The organism is Sphingobacteruim zhuxiongii (assembly GCF_009557615.1).
In the GTDB taxonomy this organism is placed as follows: Bacteria; Bacteroidota; Bacteroidia; order Sphingobacteriales; family Sphingobacteriaceae; genus Sphingobacterium; species Sphingobacterium zhuxiongii.
In genome coordinates this window covers 1983840-2000868 of sequence record NZ_CP045652.1, presented here as the reverse complement: position 1 = coordinate 2000868, position 17029 = coordinate 1983840, and the positions used below count along the sequence as shown (strand labels likewise).

The window sequence follows — 17029 nt, the reverse complement described above, 5'->3', positions numbered from 1 at the left end:
AAACTGAACTTAATTAGGATTGTACAATGCTCAACCCTTCGTCGCCAAATTAAAGAATTATCTTAAACGCAACTCGTATCGCAAGGCTATTTAGGCCATCTTACGCTTAAATTTAGTTAAAAAATGGTTGACAAACTCCTTTTCAGTTTGATCCAATCCTAACAGATATCCAAAGCCACCAACTGAAAGTAAAGAAACAACACTCAGCAATAAAAGTCGGATCCACCCCTCTTCCATATAATGGAAAATTATATATGGAAAAACCATACAAAACGGAATTGTAATACATAGCTTTAGTAACACTTTATTGAAATAGGTAAGATTGGAGAATTCAACCGCCTTACTAACAATCAATACGCGTACTATTTGTACCAGTATACTTATTATTAGATGAACTATTAACGTTGATGTTGGACCAAAACCACTTTTTAATAAAACGTAAGAAATTGGAATAATTAATAATAAAATTCCCCCCTCCCAAAGTTGGAATTTCCTAATATTACCATTAGCATGAATTGAAACTACCAACGAATAACTAAGGCTGGAAATTACGCTAATAATCATCGTTAATTTTACGAAAATACTAGTATACTCCGGCACCTGATTTAGCCATTTCATTAGAATGAAGTCTGTTTCGAAATATATTGGTATAAAAACCATAAACACCAAAAAAAACGTAATCTTAGAACTAGAGAATACAAGCCGATGCATACGTTCAATTTCTCCAACAGCATATGCCTTTGTTATTTGCGGATTCATGGCCTTTTGAAAATTGTGCGAAAAATTATTCACAGCATTTTGAACCTGAAGTGCTATTCCTCGAGCAGCGTTAACAGCTGGACCAAAAAATATGTTCAGTAAAATATTGATACCTTGTGTATAGGCAACAAATGCCAAATTGCCATTCATAACCCAACCTGCAAAAACGGCCATTCGTTTAAATAAAACAGAATCCCAAATTAACCTTTTGATACGAGTTTCTCGGAACAATCGAAAACAAACAACATAAAAGATGACAAAAACTAAAATTGAAATAAAACTAGATAGAATAGCATAAGTCTTTAATTTATCGTACTTGATAAAGGGTAGTAATAATACAATCAATAACCTGAGAACAACTTCGATAATTGACACCATTGAATAAATTTTCATTTTTTCATAGGCATTAATTATCGCCAAATAAGGAACAGTTAAAAACCCAATAACTGCTGCTACTATAGAAAAATGATAAACCCATAGTGCCGACTCCATACGATCCGCTGGAATAACCAGTTTATTCGCAACGAACCAAAGACCTATTGTTTCTCCAAGAATTAATATCGATCCAGCAATTATTAAGTGTATCGAGACACTCAGATTGAACGTTTTTGACAAGACATGATAGTCCTCTTTTCCTAGATCAAATGATAGGAATCGACTCGTTGCCCCAGCCATCGCGTTGTTTACAAAAGCAAACATACTAACCACGCCCGCAACAGCATTATAAACCCCAAAATCAGATATTCCTAACTCATTTAACACAACTCTAGACGTATATAAACTTACTGCTAATGTAATTAGCATCCTTATATACAGACTAAAGGCATTATTTGTTATCTGGGCGGACTTCGAACTCATTTATTGAATTTAAGATTGGGTATTATAATTAACAATTTCGTAAACAATACAAAAAGAACAACAATACCTCATCAACAAACTAAAACAAATAAAACTTAATTTTTAAAGAACTACACATATAAAAACACGAATTCTTTACTTCCCAAACTCTGCCTTCAACATACGATGCAAGCCCTCTTCCAAAGAATAAGGAGGTACAAAACCTGAAGACATTGCTTTCGTAGAATCATATTTTGTAACCGCACAGAATTTCTTCACACGAACGGAACTGATATTCAACTTCTTCCTTGTAATAAACGCCAGTACATCAAATCCATAACCGCCCATCATACCTAACCAATATGGAATATGCACTGTAGGTATCTCTTTCCCTAGGATCTCACCAGTATGGTAAACTAGGTCATTTGTCGTGAAATCAGGCTTGTCAACGTAATTATAAATATTATAACCGGTTTGCTTCTCTAATAATACAAATTGAATAAAAGCAATAATATTCCCTACGTAAGACATAGACTTCTGATTATTTCCTTTACCAATCATCATAAACTTGCCTGTTGCAATTTGATTAAGCAAGTTAAAAACGTTACCTCGATTACCTTCACCAAAAATAACCGTCGGACGAATAATATTAATATTCCAATCCTCATGATCTTTAGCCCAGGCATCCAATACTTTCTCCGCTTCCCATTTGCTAATACCATAGTGATTGAACGGCTCTTTCGCTGAGTCTTCTGTAGGATTAGGCTTATCAAGGCCATATACAGCCACCGAACTCGTGAAAATCAAACGACTAACCCCATTATGTTGCATAGCTTCTAACGTATTGCGCATGCCCTGTACATTCACGTCGTAATACAAGCTTGTTGGCGTTACATCATCTCTATGCTCAGCCGCCAATAATATAACTAGATCAGCACCCACTAACTCCCGCTTTAACGCATCAGTATCTAATACATTTGCAATACTCGTTAATTCAGGAAAAGTAGCACTAGCTTGTTTATCAATATTCTTTATCTGTAGATTAGCTGATTTTCGGAGTAATGCGATAAGTTGAGTTCCAACAAATCCAGAACCTCCAATAATAGATATATTCATTTTAAGTTATAATAAATTTATATAAAGCTGAACTCGCTCAATGACTTTACGCTTTTCCAATCGGTTAAAAATTAGGTGGAAAACAACCCACATAACTATATCAAGTATAAAAACAGCGTTATTATTGACATACTCAACCAATACAATATTAAATATACTAAAGAAAAGTGCTAATCCAATAATGGAAATCATTGCCGTACGGTGCGTCATACCGGCACGTAGGAATTTATGGTGTAAATGATTACGATCAGGTTTAAATATTGGGTTGCCAAGTCTCCAACGAACAAGCATAACACGCGCTACATCAAATACTGGGATGATTAATGTAGAGAAGGCAACAACAAGCGCTCCTTCAGAAAAAGGCTTGATGTATTGATTGTTCATCGCTAAACTAATCGCAAGAAACGCCACTGAAAAACCCAAAGTCATACTGCCCGTATCCCCCATAAAGATTTGACGTCTACGCTTCTTCGTCCCAAAAACATTGTAGTAGAAGAATGGAATGAGCACCCCTAGCGTAATAAAAGCAAATAAGGCATGAACCCAAGCGCCGTAAAAAACAAACAAGGAGCCCAATACAAGACAGCTGACACCGACTAAGCCAGAACAAAGTCCATCTAAGCCATCAATCAAATTGATAGCATTGATAATCAAAACGATTACAAACACAGTAAGTGGCATACCGATCCAAAATGGTATTTTCACAATAAAGCCTAAACCGTACAAGTCGTTAATCCATAATCCAGAAAGAGGAAGTAAAGACGCAACTAAAATTTGAGTTACAAATTTCCATTTATAATTAACACCAATTAAATCATCACCAATACCTACCATCGATAAAATTACCAATCCACAGACGAGCATCATAAAATGAGATAAGAAAGCCCAAGATTGTACATCAATGTTGACTAGATTCGCCTTAAACACTAAAGTCATGGTAATCACCAGCAGTAAACACTGCACCGGAGCAAAAGAAACGCCTCCCAAGCGTGGAATTATTCGACGATGAATCTTCCGCTCATCAATAGGATCGAATAGTCGCTTCTTATAAGTCACTAACATGATAAAAGGTATAAAGGCCCTATTAATCATGATAGCAATTATGAAAGGGATGAATACAACTAATAATTTCAAAATTTCCTCTTTTAAGTAATTAATGCTTTGTGCGAATTGTTCGTTTGATTTAGTATCAGACAAATTCGAATCCTGTTTCTCCTGATAGTGATCTTGAAAAACACCTTCCGATTCAATCGTTAAGCTGAATATTTTCCATCTGTGCAGCAAAAATAAGCTTTCAACAAGGCTATATTTCTAGATTGAACCCCGCAAAAATATATTTGTAGTGAACGACCGACAAGCCATAGAAAACCATTAAAACCTACCCTTAACACAGAATTAAACAGGTTCACTGTTCATAAACGACGTTTTTTCTTTAAAACAACCTTTAAAGTCGGTAAACTCAGAATTAGCTAAGTATTAGTTTATATTTCATCATAACACTACATCGAACATTAACCAATTTTGAGCAGCATCGAAATGAGGGCAATTTGTCACAGTATAAAGCATTTATAACAGGAATTAGGTCGAACGCAACGGTATTTTAAGCAGATTTATTGTAAAAAGTACAAAAAGTTACATGCGAAACTCAATAAAGTCTGCTTTCTATCAGTAAGAACTCAAGACTAAAAACCAATATAAAACACTGCATATCAATACATTTTAAAATAAAATTTAAATGAACCAAATAACTAATGTTACAACATTAAAATAAATCTGCTTGTCAAGAAAAACGTCCATTCCCTATTTTTGCCCTCAATTAATAAAAGCTAACGTCATATATATGAATCTTTTAAAACTTGCAACACTAACGATCGCAACCGTATTCACATTAAATGTTTCCGCGCAAGAAACGGAGACAGCTGCCGTGGATACCACAAAAACATGGACTATTAAAGGTGAAAACACCTTTTTAATTAATCAAAGTTCCTTCTCCAATTGGGCTGCCGGAGGAATTAATTCCATGGCTGGAAATCTAATCTTCAACTATGACTTCAACTACAAGAAAGACAAATGGTCTTGGGACAATAAGGTATTGGCAGCTTATGGACAGACTTTCCAAAAAGAAACAGATTGGCGAAAAAACGATGACCGATTCTCGTTGAACAGTTTATTGGGGTATCAAGCAGCAGAAAAATGGCTATATACTGTTTTCCTAAATTTCAACACACAGTTTGCAAATGGTTATTCGTATGATAACGACAATGCAGGTACCTTAATCTCAAAAGCATTCGCTCCAGCATATCTAAGCTTCGGTCCAGGTATCGCCTATAAGGAGTCTGATAACTTCAGAATTAACCTTTCGCCAGCAGCAGCACGCTTTATTATGGTGGGCGCAAAAAGCTTGAGAGGACTCTACGATGTAGATGTCGATAAATTCTCAAGAAATGAATTTGGTGCTTCCCTAGATGCTTATTACAAACTGGGTATCATGGAGAATATCGCCTTAGAAAATATCCTAAAACTATATTCAAACTATCTACAAGATCCACAAAACGTTGATGTAGATTATACAGCCAACCTGAAAATGCAGGTCAATAAATTTATCTCAGTTAATGCCGCAGCGCAATTAATCTATGATGACAATATCGATGTTCCTAAAAGCGATGGAACAAAAGGGCCAGGTTTACAAGTTAGACAAGTACTCGGTGCTGGCGTAACTTATAAATTCTAGTTTTAAAATAAAACGACCAGAAACAAGATAAGACAGCAATTGGCTGTCTTATCTTGTTTTATAGCTATGTCACTATTTACTCTTATAAAGGTGGTTTAGCAAGGCAAAGCAAATGATGAAACTTGCAATAAAGCCAAACCAAGACAAGACAGGAATGCCCCAAACCAAATAACCAACCCTACCATGCGCCATAATGCTCGCCCCTACACCAAAGGTCATCGCTAGAATTGATAATAGAAACTTATTCCCCATTCGATGTAAAATAAGCTGCAGATTATCAAAATCTTGCATCTTATGATTTAAAGTCACCTTGTCGTTTTTAACTTTCTCTAGAAGCTCTAAAAGATCAACAGGCACTTCCGTCAACACGTCTTTCGCAAACTTCGCCTTCTCTTTTAATTGTTGTATTAAATACTCCGCGGAAAGCTTCTCTTGGGCAATCTTTTTCGCAAATGGCTCAATACTCTCCGGGACATTAAGCTCCGCATCCAACTGCCGACCGGTACCCTCTAATATAGAAACGCCGCGAAGTAATATGTACACGAAATCGGGAAGTAAGATATGATTGCTCTGCAAAACAATATTTAACTTTTGGAGCATAACCGAGATATCGATATCATCTAACGCATTTTGCTTAATCATTTCAAAAATCTCGTAAGCATCCCGCTCCAAGCGACGTTCATCTTCAATATGGTGCACGACTGCTAACTTCTTAATATTCTTAATCAAGCTTTTCGCATCATTCGCTAAGAAGTCTAGCACCATCGCCTCAATGATATTCCGATCCTGCGCAATCATAAAGCCCATAGCCCCAAAATCTAGAAAAACCACCTGCCCTCGTTTATTAACCAAGACATTTCCAGGATGAGGATCCGCATGGAAGAAACCATGCATCAGCACTTGCTCCAAGTAAAGATCTAAAACATTTTGAAGAACAGACTTCGTATACAAGCCATATCGCTTAAAGCCTTCCAGATCATTAACTTTAACCCCCTCAATAAATTCAAGACATAAAACCCTGTCGGTACTGTACTGACGGTGCACTTTCGGAACATAAACATCATTATTCAAGGCAAAATTCCGACGAAAGCGCTCGATATTATTCAATTCATTGGTGAATGAAAGCTCATTTAATAATGAACTTTCAAAGGAAAGCACGATCTGATAGAGATTCATCTTGTAAATAACCTCATATTTGCGCTGTAGAAGCTGCACCAGATCCTTGATAAAGTCCAAATCTGCACGAATAACCTCATCAATTCCCGCACGTTTAACTTTCAGTGCAACATCTTGGCCATTGATCAATTTCGCTTTATACACTTGTGCTATGGACGCCGAAGCGATAGGAACCACATTGATCTCCGAAAAATGAGCATCCAAATCGATCTCCAATTCCGAAGCCAATACCGCACGCAAATCAATCGGGCTTTGCATCACATCATCCTGCAACTTGACAAGCTCCTCTTGCAAATCCTTTGGAATAATATCCGGACGATTACTCAATAATTGCCCAAGCTTCACAAACGTCGGCCCGAGCTCTTCGATTGCCATACGGATACGCGTATTAAAATCGTCCTCAAAGATCTTCTTCGCATGATTGTTCCAAAATAAAAAGCTATCTGGAAGTAATCGATCAATATTTGAACGCGAAATAATCTCATCAAAACCATGTTTCGATAGGATCTTCAAGATCTGACCTACCCTTTTAATTTTTTGAAAACCGTTAAATTGCATGCACTACCCAATTTTTATTAAGATACGAATTATAATATCGGAAGATATCAATCTGATGTTATTTAAAAAATAAGCTTCATTTCACTATTTGATTATATATTATCGAATCCTATAGCATAACGATTATAAGCTCACTTTAGTTTGAACATCTATAGCAATGAAGACAAAACCGTTCCAAAACATACTAATACCAAAAATTAATTGATTTTATGACGTACCGATTTCATCAACAAATTAAATAGCGATGTTTATATTTGTTCAAGCGAATAAGAACCAATTATCAACAACAGAAAATAAGGTGTTATGTCCATATTAAGCAAACTCTCAACAGCTCAAGGATTAAAAGATGAAACGGCAAATATTGCTTTAGCGATACAGATCGCAGCAAATGAAGACCAAGAGGCCATCAATGAATTGCTCGAAAACCTATCCAATAGAAAGCTTCAAAATGATTGTATAAAGACTCTCTATGAAATCGCAGAAAGAAAGCCCACATTAATCGCCCCTTATTTCTCCATTTTCCTGTACCTATTGAGCAGTAAAAACAATCGTCTTCAATGGGGAGCAATGACTGCAATTTACAGCATCGCCGATCAAACAGCATCGCAAATTGTCGATTCTTTGGATCAGCTTGAGCTAGCCGCCACGCAAGGATCCGTCATTACCCGCGATAATTTTGTAAAAACACTCGTGAAGCTCCTAAAACACGCTGAACTGCAAGAAGAAACCTTCCATAGACTATTGAAGCAACTAAAACAGGCTCCAGACAATCAATACCCCATGTATGCTGAAGAAATCATGAAAGAACTGCCGAAGCCTTTCCAAGAAATATTTAAAACCGCCTTGAACCAACGTCTAAACGACCTACCCAAAGAAAGTCAACAAAAACGAATCACTAAGTTGCTTAAAAAACTAGCCTAATCTCAGCAAGTGTGAACCATGTCTCAATGTATTGAAATTGTTATACAAGTTTTCAACAATCCACAGACCAAATGAATCGAAGTCTATATTCTATGGATGAGAACATTAAGAAGAATTCTACTTTTTAAAACAAATACTAAAAAGCACTTCTTTAAAAAAAGAATTAGTAATTAGTTAAAAATTATCATATCTTAACAATATCAATTAAAATATTGAATAATGTTAATTCACTATTTTAAAAAGCATAGTGCACCTTACCAAATTTTAATCAAGAATTGAATTAATAAGAATATGCTGGAAAACGAGTTCCAACGAATAGCAAATCTCGTGAGTTCTGATAATTTTATGACAAACTAATTCCTGTTTTCGAGATTTATTAACATAGATCAATATTTGCAATAAATTTTAATGGCAACTTTGCCTTATCATTTATGCAGATAATAAAAAAATAGATTTATGAAAACATTATTAACAGCCCTAGCTTCCTTATTATTAATAACGAATACAGCCTTTGCGCAAGTAAAATGGTCAGTTGACCCTGCGCATACAAGTGCAAGATTTGAAGTTAACCATCTGGGAATCTCTTTCGTTGATGGAACATTCAATACCCTATCGGGTGCTGTAGAAACAACGGATAGCGTCAACTTTAACCAAGCAAAAATTGCCTTTGAAATTGATGTCAACAGCATTGATACGCGTATCGATGCGAGAGACCAACATTTAAAAAGCGATGACTTCTTTAATGCTGCGCAATTCCCAAAAATGACATTGACAAATGGCGTATTAATCAAAGGAAAAAAAGGACGTTATACGTTAAAAGGTGACCTAACGATTCGTGATGTCACTAAACCTGTGGTATTTCAAGTCGTGCAAAACAACGGAATTATCACTGATCCATGGGGAAAAACTCGTGCGGGCTTTACAGCAACAACAAGCATCAACCGCCTGGATTACCATATCAATTACAATGACAAATTGCCAACTGGTGTACAAGCCGTGGCTTCTGACGTAAAAATCATTGTCAATACTGAACTTGTAAAGAACTAAGTGTAATATATACCTAGGAGTAGTCAAGAACTACTTACATAATGGAATTCCACACTATTCCATTATTCCAAAATTAGAGGCTTCCAAAAATTGGATAGCCTCTTTTTTTGTTTATTCTTCAACTTCGTAAGTCCAATTCGCGAGACGATCTTGGAATACTCTTGAAATCTTATTAAAATAACGTTTTTGTTTATAGCCCATAACCCATTGTATACCTTGGGTCGCGTTGGTACAGAAAATCTCATCCGCAACCTTCATAATGTCCGGCTTAATCTCCGCTTCAACAACCTCAATACCTTCAGAAAGCGCAATATCCATGACCACTCGACGCATCACCCCAGCAATACAGCCTTCAGACAATGCCGGTGTATACAAAACCTTATTGTAGTAGATAAAAATATTCGAAGTCAAGGCCTCGCATAAATTTCCTGCTTGGTTAACGATAAAGACTTCATCAAAGGCGTGCTTCTTACGGAAGATACCCGCCATCACATAAACTAAAGCATTATTCGACTTCAGCTTAGAAAGCTCGCTGTAAGGCTTTTTAAAGTCTGTATATAAATCGACTATTAAACCCAATTTCTTATCCCGTAGCGTTTCTTGCTTGCGCTCCACTTGCAGCACATAGCCAGCCTTGTTAGACTCTGGACCATAAAGTCCAGCCCCCATTCGGAAAATAATTAGGCGTACGCGTAGAACCTGACCCATCATATTATTCTTGCGAATCAGTTCCTCGGTTTTACTGCGAACAAAAAAAGTATCAAAAATACCGGTATCTTCAAACTGCAACAAGGACATGCCTTCTTGCAAGCGTTCAACGTGAAAATCTAAAAAACGAATATCGCCGTCTTTCCATAACATCGTCTCAAATAATCCATCACCATAGCGAAAAGCACGATTATCTGCGCTTAAAACGGCCATATCTTCGGGTACTAAACTCCCATTAAAGTTTATATATTGTATCGGCATATTTCCTCTATCCTATCTAATCTACTGTGTTTGTACTATAGTTTTCCCACTTCTCTAATGCTAAACGGAAATCCTCAGGTATTGGTACTTCAAAATGTAAAAATTCTTTAGTCTTTGGATGCTCAAAGCCTAAGCTCTTCGCATGCAAGGCTTGTCTTGGCAATAAAGCAAAACAATTATCAACAAACTGCTTATATTTCGTGAACGTCGTTCCCTTTAATATCTTATGACCACCATAAGACTCATCATTGAATAAGGGATGACCGATAAACTTCATATGCGCGCGAATTTGATGTGTACGCCCAGTTTCCAATTGGCACTCCACTAAGGTTACATAGCCCAAACGTTTCAAAATCTTATAATGCGTAACAGACCATTTCCCTTTCTCCGGATCATCATAGATGTCCATAATCCGACGATCTTTCATGTTCCGACCAATATAGCCAGTAACCGTGCCATCTTCCTTCAAATCGCCCCAAACCAAAGCAATATATTTACGTGCTATAGAGTGTTCGTAAAATTGCTTCGCCAGGAAAGTCATTGCCCACTCATTCTTTGCAATGATTAATAGACCAGAAGTATCTTTATCAATACGATGTACGAGACCCGGACGTCCAGTATTCCCCGGCAAGGTAGGCAATTGATTTAAATGGAAAGTCAGCGCATTCACCAGCGTACCGGTATAGTTATTAAACCCAGGATGAACAACCATACCCGCCTGTTTATTAACCAATAAGACATCATCATCTTCATAAATAATATCCAAGGGAATATCTTCTGGATAGACTTCGGTATCCCGCGGTGGGTCTGGAAGAACAACCGTAATAACATCCAAAGGCTTCACCTTGTAACTTGCTTTTACAGCTTTCTCATTCACTAAAACAGAACCCGAATCAATCGCATTCTGAATGCGATTCCTCGAGGTATTTTCCACACGATTCATTAAGAATTTATCCAAGCGTAAAGCCGCCTGCCCCTTGTCGGCAACGATACGTAAATGCTCAAAAAGTTCTTGTTCGTCCTGTTCTAAATCCAATTCTTCCGTCATAGCCACAAAAGTAATATTTTTCACCTGATGTACCTAAGCTTCCTTATTTTACATTCGGCAGTTTCAACAAATAGATTAATCCTTAACTTTACCCCATGTCGCTCGAATTCCCTATATATAGTCCTGTACAACACATAGCCCATCCCCTGTTGACGGAAAAAAATATCGAACTCGCCATTAAACGTGACGATATGATACATCCATTTATCTCGGGAAATAAATGGAGAAAACTAAAACTTCATATTAGCCATATGAAGCAATTAAAAATAAATAAGTTAGTTACATTCGGCGGTGCTTGGTCAAACCATTTATTGGCAAGTGCAGCTGCCGGAGCGCAGTTCCAACTAAAAACCTATGCGTTCGTTCGTGGCGAAGACGTTTCAAACCCAGTCCTCAGTCTCTGCAAACTGTTTGGTATGCATCTAATTTTTGTAGATCGAACAGCTTATAAGGACAAGTATGCTTTATTCGAGTCACATTTCAATAGGGATTCCGCGCTATTTGTTGATGAAGGTGGACGCAGCAAAGAAGGTATTATTGGCTGTGAAACTATAGTTGAGGAACTAACAGAATCCTACAGCGATATATTCCTTGCCGCTGGAACAGGAACTACCTGCGCCGGCATCTTATCGGCAATCACAAAACGCAAAGAGAACAGCATTGTACATGCAATCCCCGTTTTAAAGGGCGGCGATTTTATTCAAAAAGATATTCAAGATTGGGGAATTGACACCGTCCAACTGAGACTCCATACAGACTATCATTTCGGTGGGTATGCCAAGACCAAACCTGAGCTCCTCGAGTTTATACATAGCTTAATACAAACAACAGGCATTATGATCGAGCCTACCTATACTGGAAAAATGATGTACGCTCTTTTTGACCAAGTAAAACAGGGCAATATTAAACCCAACAGTAAGATTTTAGCAATTCATACTGGCGGATTAACAGGATTCCTAGGAATGTATGAAAAATTCGATAATTTAGCGTCTGTAAAGGAGCTCGTGAAAACAATGTACTAAACCTATTGTTTATTGTGAACGACACTGATATACAAAGACATCAATCATATACTTTAATCATGCGGAAAATCCTCATCAGTTTGTTCTTACTCTTGGCTTATATTATGCCAACTCACGCGCAACAAATACTGATTCAAGATAGCGTTACCACCAAACAACAGCAGGATAGTACGCGAAACACACAGGAATTATACGATATTGTTGACCTTTTCAAAGATATTATCCCTTCAAAAAAACCAAAAGACACAACGCCAAAAAAGCGCTCTCCAATTTCTTACCTCCCAAATATCAACTACAACCCTTCCATTGGTGCACAGATTGGAATTAAAGCCGTAGGTGGAAAAGTATTGGGCAACCAACCCAACACGCAGATGTCGATTGCTGCCGCCGCCTTAAGTTATACAACAAGAGGTATTATCGTAGGCTATTTAATTCATGATATTTACACGCCCTCCAACAAATGGAACATTAAAGGTAACGTCATGGTCGCCAAGGCCGTAGGATTAGATTACGGAATAGGTATGGGGATCCCATTAGAGAATCCAACGGAAGAAGAACTGATTATCAACAATCCCGAGCGACATCGCTTTGTCAATAAATTTACCGCCTATACGATCAACGAGCGGATCTATAAGCAACTTTTTCCCGGTGCCTTCGTCGGTGCTGGAGTATTCTTCGAGTTAAAACGTGGTCTGGAAACCTTAGGAAGCGACGAGAACATGTCGCCCAGCCAAATCTACAGCCGATGGAACAACTTTGATCCTGTTAACATCAACAACAACGGACTGATGTTGAATATGCAGTATACAACGCGCGATAATCCTAATAGTGCACATAAAGGAATCTACGCGGACGTCGTTTTACGGATGAACCAAGAATGGATGGGCTCCCAACATAATGCATACCAACTACAAACAGATTTCCGAAAATACTGGCAACTATCCAGCAGAAGACCAAACCATGTCCTGGCATTTTGGAATTTCGGATCTTATAAATTAGGCGGAAAACTACCTTATATCGATCTACCTGGAACCAGTAAGGATCCATATGCCCGAAGTGGTCGAGGCTATACGATGGGCTATTTCAAAGGCATGTCTTATTTCTACTCGGAAGTTGAATATCGCTACCCTATCCTTCGCAATCAATTCCTGAGTGGCGTTGTTTTTGCCAATGTACAAAGCACCAACGATCAAATGGGAACCAAGTTATTCCAACACTGGCAACCGGCAGCAGGTGCTGGTCTGCGTGTCCTATTCAATAAAGCGACGCGTACCAACCTATGTATCGACTATGCTTTTGGCAAGTTTGGTCAAAGAGGTCTATTTCTAGGCTTAAACGATGCATTTTAGCCGTTTTACGACTTATATTTATAGGACAAGTAGCTAAGAAATTCTTTTTTTTCGGTATTTTGCAGACAAATCAACCTGAACATGATGTTTGTTTTTTCGAAGAAATCTATTTTAACCATACTCCTACTTTCCTATAGCATCCTAAACGCGCAAGCGCAAACACCGAAAACCGATACCACACTCGCTGAAATTGCACCGATAGAAATCAAGGCGCATTTCAATTCGCAAGCCATGCTCGATATGACGAGTTCTGCGCGAGTGGTCAGCAAGAAGCTTTTACAAGCGCAATCAACAAGCACTATCCTGAGTGCTATGAATAGTACTCCGGGCATTCGCATGGAAGAACGTTCTCCAGGAAGCTATCGATTAGCCCTTCGCGGGAGTATGATACGTTCCCCATTTGGAGTTCGAAATACTAAAATATACCTCGATGAAATTCCTTTTACCGACGCCAGCGGAAATACATACCTCAATATTATCGATCCCGTTGGTATCGATAATATTCAAATCATCAAAGGGCCCGACGGCTCACTCTACGGACCGAATACGGGCGGCGTCGTACGCATTATGCCGAATGGTCTCACCACTCAAAAAAACAACGATGTTTCTTTGCTATTAGCGGGCGGATCGTATGGCATGTTCCAAGAGCAGCTCAATATTGAACAGCAGGTCAATAAAAAATATAACTTTTCCTTTAGCCAAGCCTTCTTACGATCCGATGGCTATCGTGATCAAAGCGGTTTAAACAAGAAATTCTTCCAAACCGCCCATCAATGGGCTTATAGTCCAAAAGGAGAACTGAAATTCCTAGCCTTATATGCCGATTTAGGTTATGAAACACCAGGAGGACTTACCGAAGCGCAGTATCTCGAAAATCCACGACAAGCAAGACCTGCAGGCGGTCCTTTTCCAAGTGCTGCGGATCAAAAAGCCGCAATCTATAACAAAACGAGCATCGCTGGAATTACACATAGCTATCAATTCAATGCGCAACTAAAGCATGTAATCGCCCTGTTCGGAAGCTATACCGATTTTAAAAACCCATTCGTAACAAACTACGAAACGCGAAAAGAGAAAAACTTCGGATTACGCACCTATCTTTCATACGAAGAAAACCAATCTGAAAGATTTCAATGGGAAATGCAATTGGGTGCTGAAGGACAAAAAGGTTGGTATGCCATTAAGAACTACGAGAACAATTTCGGTGATAAGGGTGCCCTCAACTACGACGATCAGCTTGAAAACCTTCAACATTTCTATTTCTATCGCGTAAAAGCAAAAATCGCACAACGCCTAATTGCTGAGGGATCAATTGGTCTCAACCTGAACAATATAGACTTTGAACAAAAGGCCAATAATGCCAATCCGATCAAGGGTGATAAACATTTTAAAAACAGCTGGATGCCAAGACTAGGACTCTCCTACTTAGTACTTCCAGAATTTGCCATCAGAGCATCTATTTCTAAAGGTTATTCTACACCGACAATCTCCGAAGTTCGCTCCTCTAACAATCAAATCAACCGAGATTTAAATCCTGAGGATGGCGTAAACTACGAAGCAGGATTACGCTATGAAACCAAAAATCGTCGAATCATAGCTGATTTGGCGGCCTATCAATACCGCATGAAAAACGGAATCGTTAGACAATTGGATGCTGGCGGTGCCGAGTACTTCAATAACGCAGGTGAAATCGACCAAAAAGGAATAGAAGCTAGTGTTTTAACCCAAATTATCAGCCCTGAGCAAGGCTTATTTGTCAGAAGCTTAATTTTCTCGACCAACCTGACCTATCAAGATTATTCATTCACGAAATACCTGGTCGATGACAAGGACTACACCGGTAATCAAGTCACATCGATCCCAAAATGGATGTGGGCGAATACCCTTTCCTTTGAATTGCCGAAGCAATTTGAAATTAACCTCTATCATAACCACTGCTCGTCTATTCCATTGAATGATGCGAATAGTTTTTACGCGAAGAAATACGATTTGCTGCAAGCAAAACTAGCGTGGACAACAGCCATTTTGAAGCAGCGCAAAGTGCAGTTCTTCGTAGGCGCAGACAATCTATTGGATGAAAAATACAGCTTAGGAAACGACATCAATGCCATGGGAAACCGATTCTACAATGCCGCTCCACCGCGTAATTATTATGCTGGCTTGAAGCTGATGATGTAAAAAACGATTAATAGAAAACGTAATATTGGTCAAGTCGCCCAAGCAATGATAAAGAGAGTAACAACAAATAATCTCTTCATCAAACGGCTACGCTAGACCCTACACAAAAAAGCTTAACTGTTTACGTCGGTAATAGTACGTAGAAAAAGTATTTTCGAGGAAATGAAGGAACCTTATGTTATCGAATTTTAAAAATCATATCGGAAAACACGTAGCGATTAGCGATGAACAATTCGAAGCGATCGTCCCCTATTTCGAAGTGCTTGACGTCAAAAAGAAAGCGCATTTACAAAATCCTGGACAGGCACATTTATACAATTATTTTGTATTAGATGGCTGCTTACGAATGTATACTTTACATGAGAAAGGTCAAGAATTAACCTGCGATTTTGCATTGGAGTCCTGGTGGATTTGCGATCAAAAAGCCTATATCGGGAAGCAAGAATCAAACTGCGCGATTCAGGCAGTAGAAAACAGTCGAATCCTTCGAATTAGTAGAGATCAAGAGCTATTACTACTCCAGGAGCAAGCTTTTATACAAAGCTACTTCCTTCAAGTGTATCAGAAGGCCTATGCAGCTGCCCAATTCAGAAACAAGCTCTTTAAGCTGCATTCAAAGGAGGAGATCTTTATTCAGTTTAACAATAACTTTCCAGATTTTGTGCAGCGGGTGCCTCAATATCTAATCGCTTCCTACCTCGGACTCACACCTGAGTATCTGAGTGAAATACGTAAAAAAATGTTTTCTTAAACCAGCTTAAGTTTTTCTTGTTTTCAGAATAGCATCTTTGTCTAAACAAAAAGAAATTTACGATGGAAGCACGAATGAATATCGCCGAATTGGCTCCGAATGGTTACAAAAGAGTAATCACGCTTGAAAATTTTGTACAAGCATCCGACATCAACAAAACGCAATTAGAATTAATAAAAATCCGGGCATCACAAATTAATGGATGTGCATTTTGTATAAATATGCATACGAAAGATGCGATGGCACAGGGAGAAACCGCCCAACGTATATTCTTGTTGAATGCATGGCGTGAAACAAATGTTTTCAGCGAAGAGGAACGTGTTATCTTAGCGATGACTGAAGAAGTTACCAAAATAAATGAGTCTGGCCTAACCGATGAGACCTACAAAGCAGCAAAAGAATTGTTTACCGAAAGCTATATTGCGCAAGTTATCTTAGCCATTGCAACCATCAATGTTTGGAATCGAATCGCGATCAGCAGTCATACACAGCCCGATTTATAGGACAACCTTTTAGATTAGCCCTAGCTCAGACCTACCTGAACCCAAGCTTAGCCCTTCAAAGGAA

Annotated in this window: 14 protein-coding genes; 8 read left to right on the top strand and 6 right to left on the bottom strand. The window is 38.2% G+C overall.

What is annotated here, in order from left to right; translation table 11 throughout:
• Positions 1–90: 90 nt before the first annotated feature.
• The 3 genes from GFH32_RS08585 to GFH32_RS08575 form a co-directional block, all read right to left on the bottom strand.
• Positions 91–1521 carry a lipopolysaccharide biosynthesis protein gene (locus GFH32_RS08585; protein WP_153511160.1) on the bottom strand — a complete coding sequence of 477 codons (1431 nt, stop codon included), beginning with the start codon at positions 1519–1521 and terminating at the stop codon, positions 91–93.
• Between the two features lie 231 nt (positions 1522–1752).
• Entirely contained in the window at positions 1753–2712 is a 960-nt protein-coding gene (locus GFH32_RS08580; RefSeq protein ID WP_153511158.1) for an NAD-dependent epimerase/dehydratase family protein, read from the bottom strand.
• Between the two features lie 6 nt (positions 2713–2718).
• Complete coding sequence (locus tag GFH32_RS08575) at positions 2719–3996, bottom strand: MraY family glycosyltransferase (RefSeq protein ID WP_228384244.1); 1278 nt, start codon at positions 3994–3996, stop codon at positions 2719–2721.
• A gap of 556 nt (positions 3997–4552) precedes the next feature.
• On the opposite strand from GFH32_RS08575, the gene GFH32_RS08570 reads away from it, so the two are divergent.
• Positions 4553–5443, top strand: a complete 891-nt coding sequence (locus GFH32_RS08570) for a DUF3078 domain-containing protein (protein ID WP_153511156.1) — start codon at positions 4553–4555, stop codon at positions 5441–5443.
• A 72-nt stretch (positions 5444–5515) separates the two neighbouring features.
• On the opposite strand, the gene GFH32_RS08565 is transcribed toward GFH32_RS08570, so the two are convergent.
• A complete protein-coding gene (locus GFH32_RS08565) occupies positions 5516–7177 on the bottom strand; it encodes an ABC1 kinase family protein (RefSeq protein ID WP_153511154.1) in 1662 nt (553 codons plus the stop codon).
• Between the two features lie 303 nt (positions 7178–7480).
• On the opposite strand from GFH32_RS08565, the gene GFH32_RS08560 reads away from it, so the two are divergent.
• Positions 7481–8098, top strand: a complete 618-nt coding sequence (locus GFH32_RS08560) for a hypothetical protein (protein WP_153511152.1) — start codon at positions 7481–7483, stop codon at positions 8096–8098.
• Between the two features lie 456 nt (positions 8099–8554).
• Positions 8555–9145 carry a YceI family protein gene (locus GFH32_RS08555; RefSeq protein ID WP_153511150.1) on the top strand — a complete coding sequence of 197 codons (591 nt, stop codon included), beginning with the start codon at positions 8555–8557 and terminating at the stop codon, positions 9143–9145.
• Positions 9146–9256: 111 nt separating this feature from the next.
• Here the strand turns inward: GFH32_RS08555 and GFH32_RS08550 are convergent, their stop codons facing one another.
• Positions 9257–10114: an aminotransferase class IV gene (locus tag GFH32_RS08550; protein ID WP_153511148.1), complete on the bottom strand. Its 858-nt coding sequence runs from the start codon at positions 10112–10114 to the stop codon at positions 9257–9259.
• Positions 10115–10130: 16 nt separating this feature from the next.
• Positions 10131–11162, bottom strand: coding sequence for an RluA family pseudouridine synthase (locus GFH32_RS08545; RefSeq protein ID WP_153513036.1), 1032 nt, complete (start codon positions 11160–11162; stop codon positions 10131–10133).
• Between the two features lie 95 nt (positions 11163–11257).
• On the opposite strand from GFH32_RS08545, the gene GFH32_RS08540 reads away from it, so the two are divergent.
• From GFH32_RS08540 to GFH32_RS08520, 5 genes are all read left to right on the top strand, one after another.
• Positions 11258–12184, top strand: a complete 927-nt coding sequence (locus GFH32_RS08540; protein ID WP_153511146.1) for a 1-aminocyclopropane-1-carboxylate deaminase/D-cysteine desulfhydrase — start codon at positions 11258–11260, stop codon at positions 12182–12184.
• A 59-nt stretch (positions 12185–12243) separates the two neighbouring features.
• Positions 12244–13533: a BamA/TamA family outer membrane protein gene (locus GFH32_RS08535; protein WP_153511144.1), complete on the top strand. Its 1290-nt coding sequence runs from the start codon at positions 12244–12246 to the stop codon at positions 13531–13533.
• 81 nt (positions 13534–13614) lie between these two features.
• Positions 13615–15711, top strand: coding sequence for a TonB-dependent receptor (locus tag GFH32_RS08530; protein WP_228384243.1), 2097 nt, complete (start codon positions 13615–13617; stop codon positions 15709–15711).
• Between the two features lie 175 nt (positions 15712–15886).
• Positions 15887–16462 carry a Crp/Fnr family transcriptional regulator gene (locus GFH32_RS08525; RefSeq protein ID WP_153511142.1) on the top strand — a complete coding sequence of 192 codons (576 nt, stop codon included), beginning with the start codon at positions 15887–15889 and terminating at the stop codon, positions 16460–16462.
• A gap of 62 nt (positions 16463–16524) precedes the next feature.
• Positions 16525–16965 (top strand): carboxymuconolactone decarboxylase family protein, encoded by a 441-nt coding sequence (locus GFH32_RS08520; protein WP_153511140.1) that lies wholly within the window; start codon positions 16525–16527, stop codon positions 16963–16965.
• Positions 16966–17029: the final 64 nt, after the last annotated feature.

Excerpts from the sequence above, each read along its gene's own strand:
- GFH32_RS08560 (WP_153511152.1), top strand. The coding sequence starts at position 7,481 with ATGTCCATATTAAGCAAACTCTCAACAGCTCAAGGATTAAAAGATGAA.
- GFH32_RS08565 (WP_153511154.1), bottom strand. The coding sequence starts at position 7,177 with ATGCAATTTAACGGTTTTCAAAAAATTAAAAGGGTAGGTCAGATCTTG.
- GFH32_RS08545 (WP_153513036.1), bottom strand. The coding sequence starts at position 11,162 with ATGACGGAAGAATTGGATTTAGAACAGGACGAACAAGAACTTTTTGAG.
- GFH32_RS08540 (WP_153511146.1), top strand. The coding sequence starts at position 11,258 with ATGTCGCTCGAATTCCCTATATATAGTCCTGTACAACACATAGCCCAT.
- GFH32_RS08530 (WP_228384243.1), top strand. The coding sequence starts at position 13,615 with ATGATGTTTGTTTTTTCGAAGAAATCTATTTTAACCATACTCCTACTT.
- GFH32_RS08570 (WP_153511156.1), top strand. The coding sequence starts at position 4,553 with ATGAATCTTTTAAAACTTGCAACACTAACGATCGCAACCGTATTCACA.
- GFH32_RS08525 (WP_153511142.1), top strand. The coding sequence starts at position 15,887 with ATGTTATCGAATTTTAAAAATCATATCGGAAAACACGTAGCGATTAGC.
- GFH32_RS08535 (WP_153511144.1), top strand. The coding sequence starts at position 12,244 with ATGCGGAAAATCCTCATCAGTTTGTTCTTACTCTTGGCTTATATTATG.
- GFH32_RS08580 (WP_153511158.1), bottom strand. The coding sequence starts at position 2,712 with ATGAATATATCTATTATTGGAGGTTCTGGATTTGTTGGAACTCAACTT.
- GFH32_RS08520 (WP_153511140.1), top strand. The coding sequence starts at position 16,525 with ATGGAAGCACGAATGAATATCGCCGAATTGGCTCCGAATGGTTACAAA.
- GFH32_RS08555 (WP_153511150.1), top strand. The coding sequence starts at position 8,555 with ATGAAAACATTATTAACAGCCCTAGCTTCCTTATTATTAATAACGAAT.
- GFH32_RS08550 (WP_153511148.1), bottom strand. The coding sequence starts at position 10,114 with ATGCCGATACAATATATAAACTTTAATGGGAGTTTAGTACCCGAAGAT.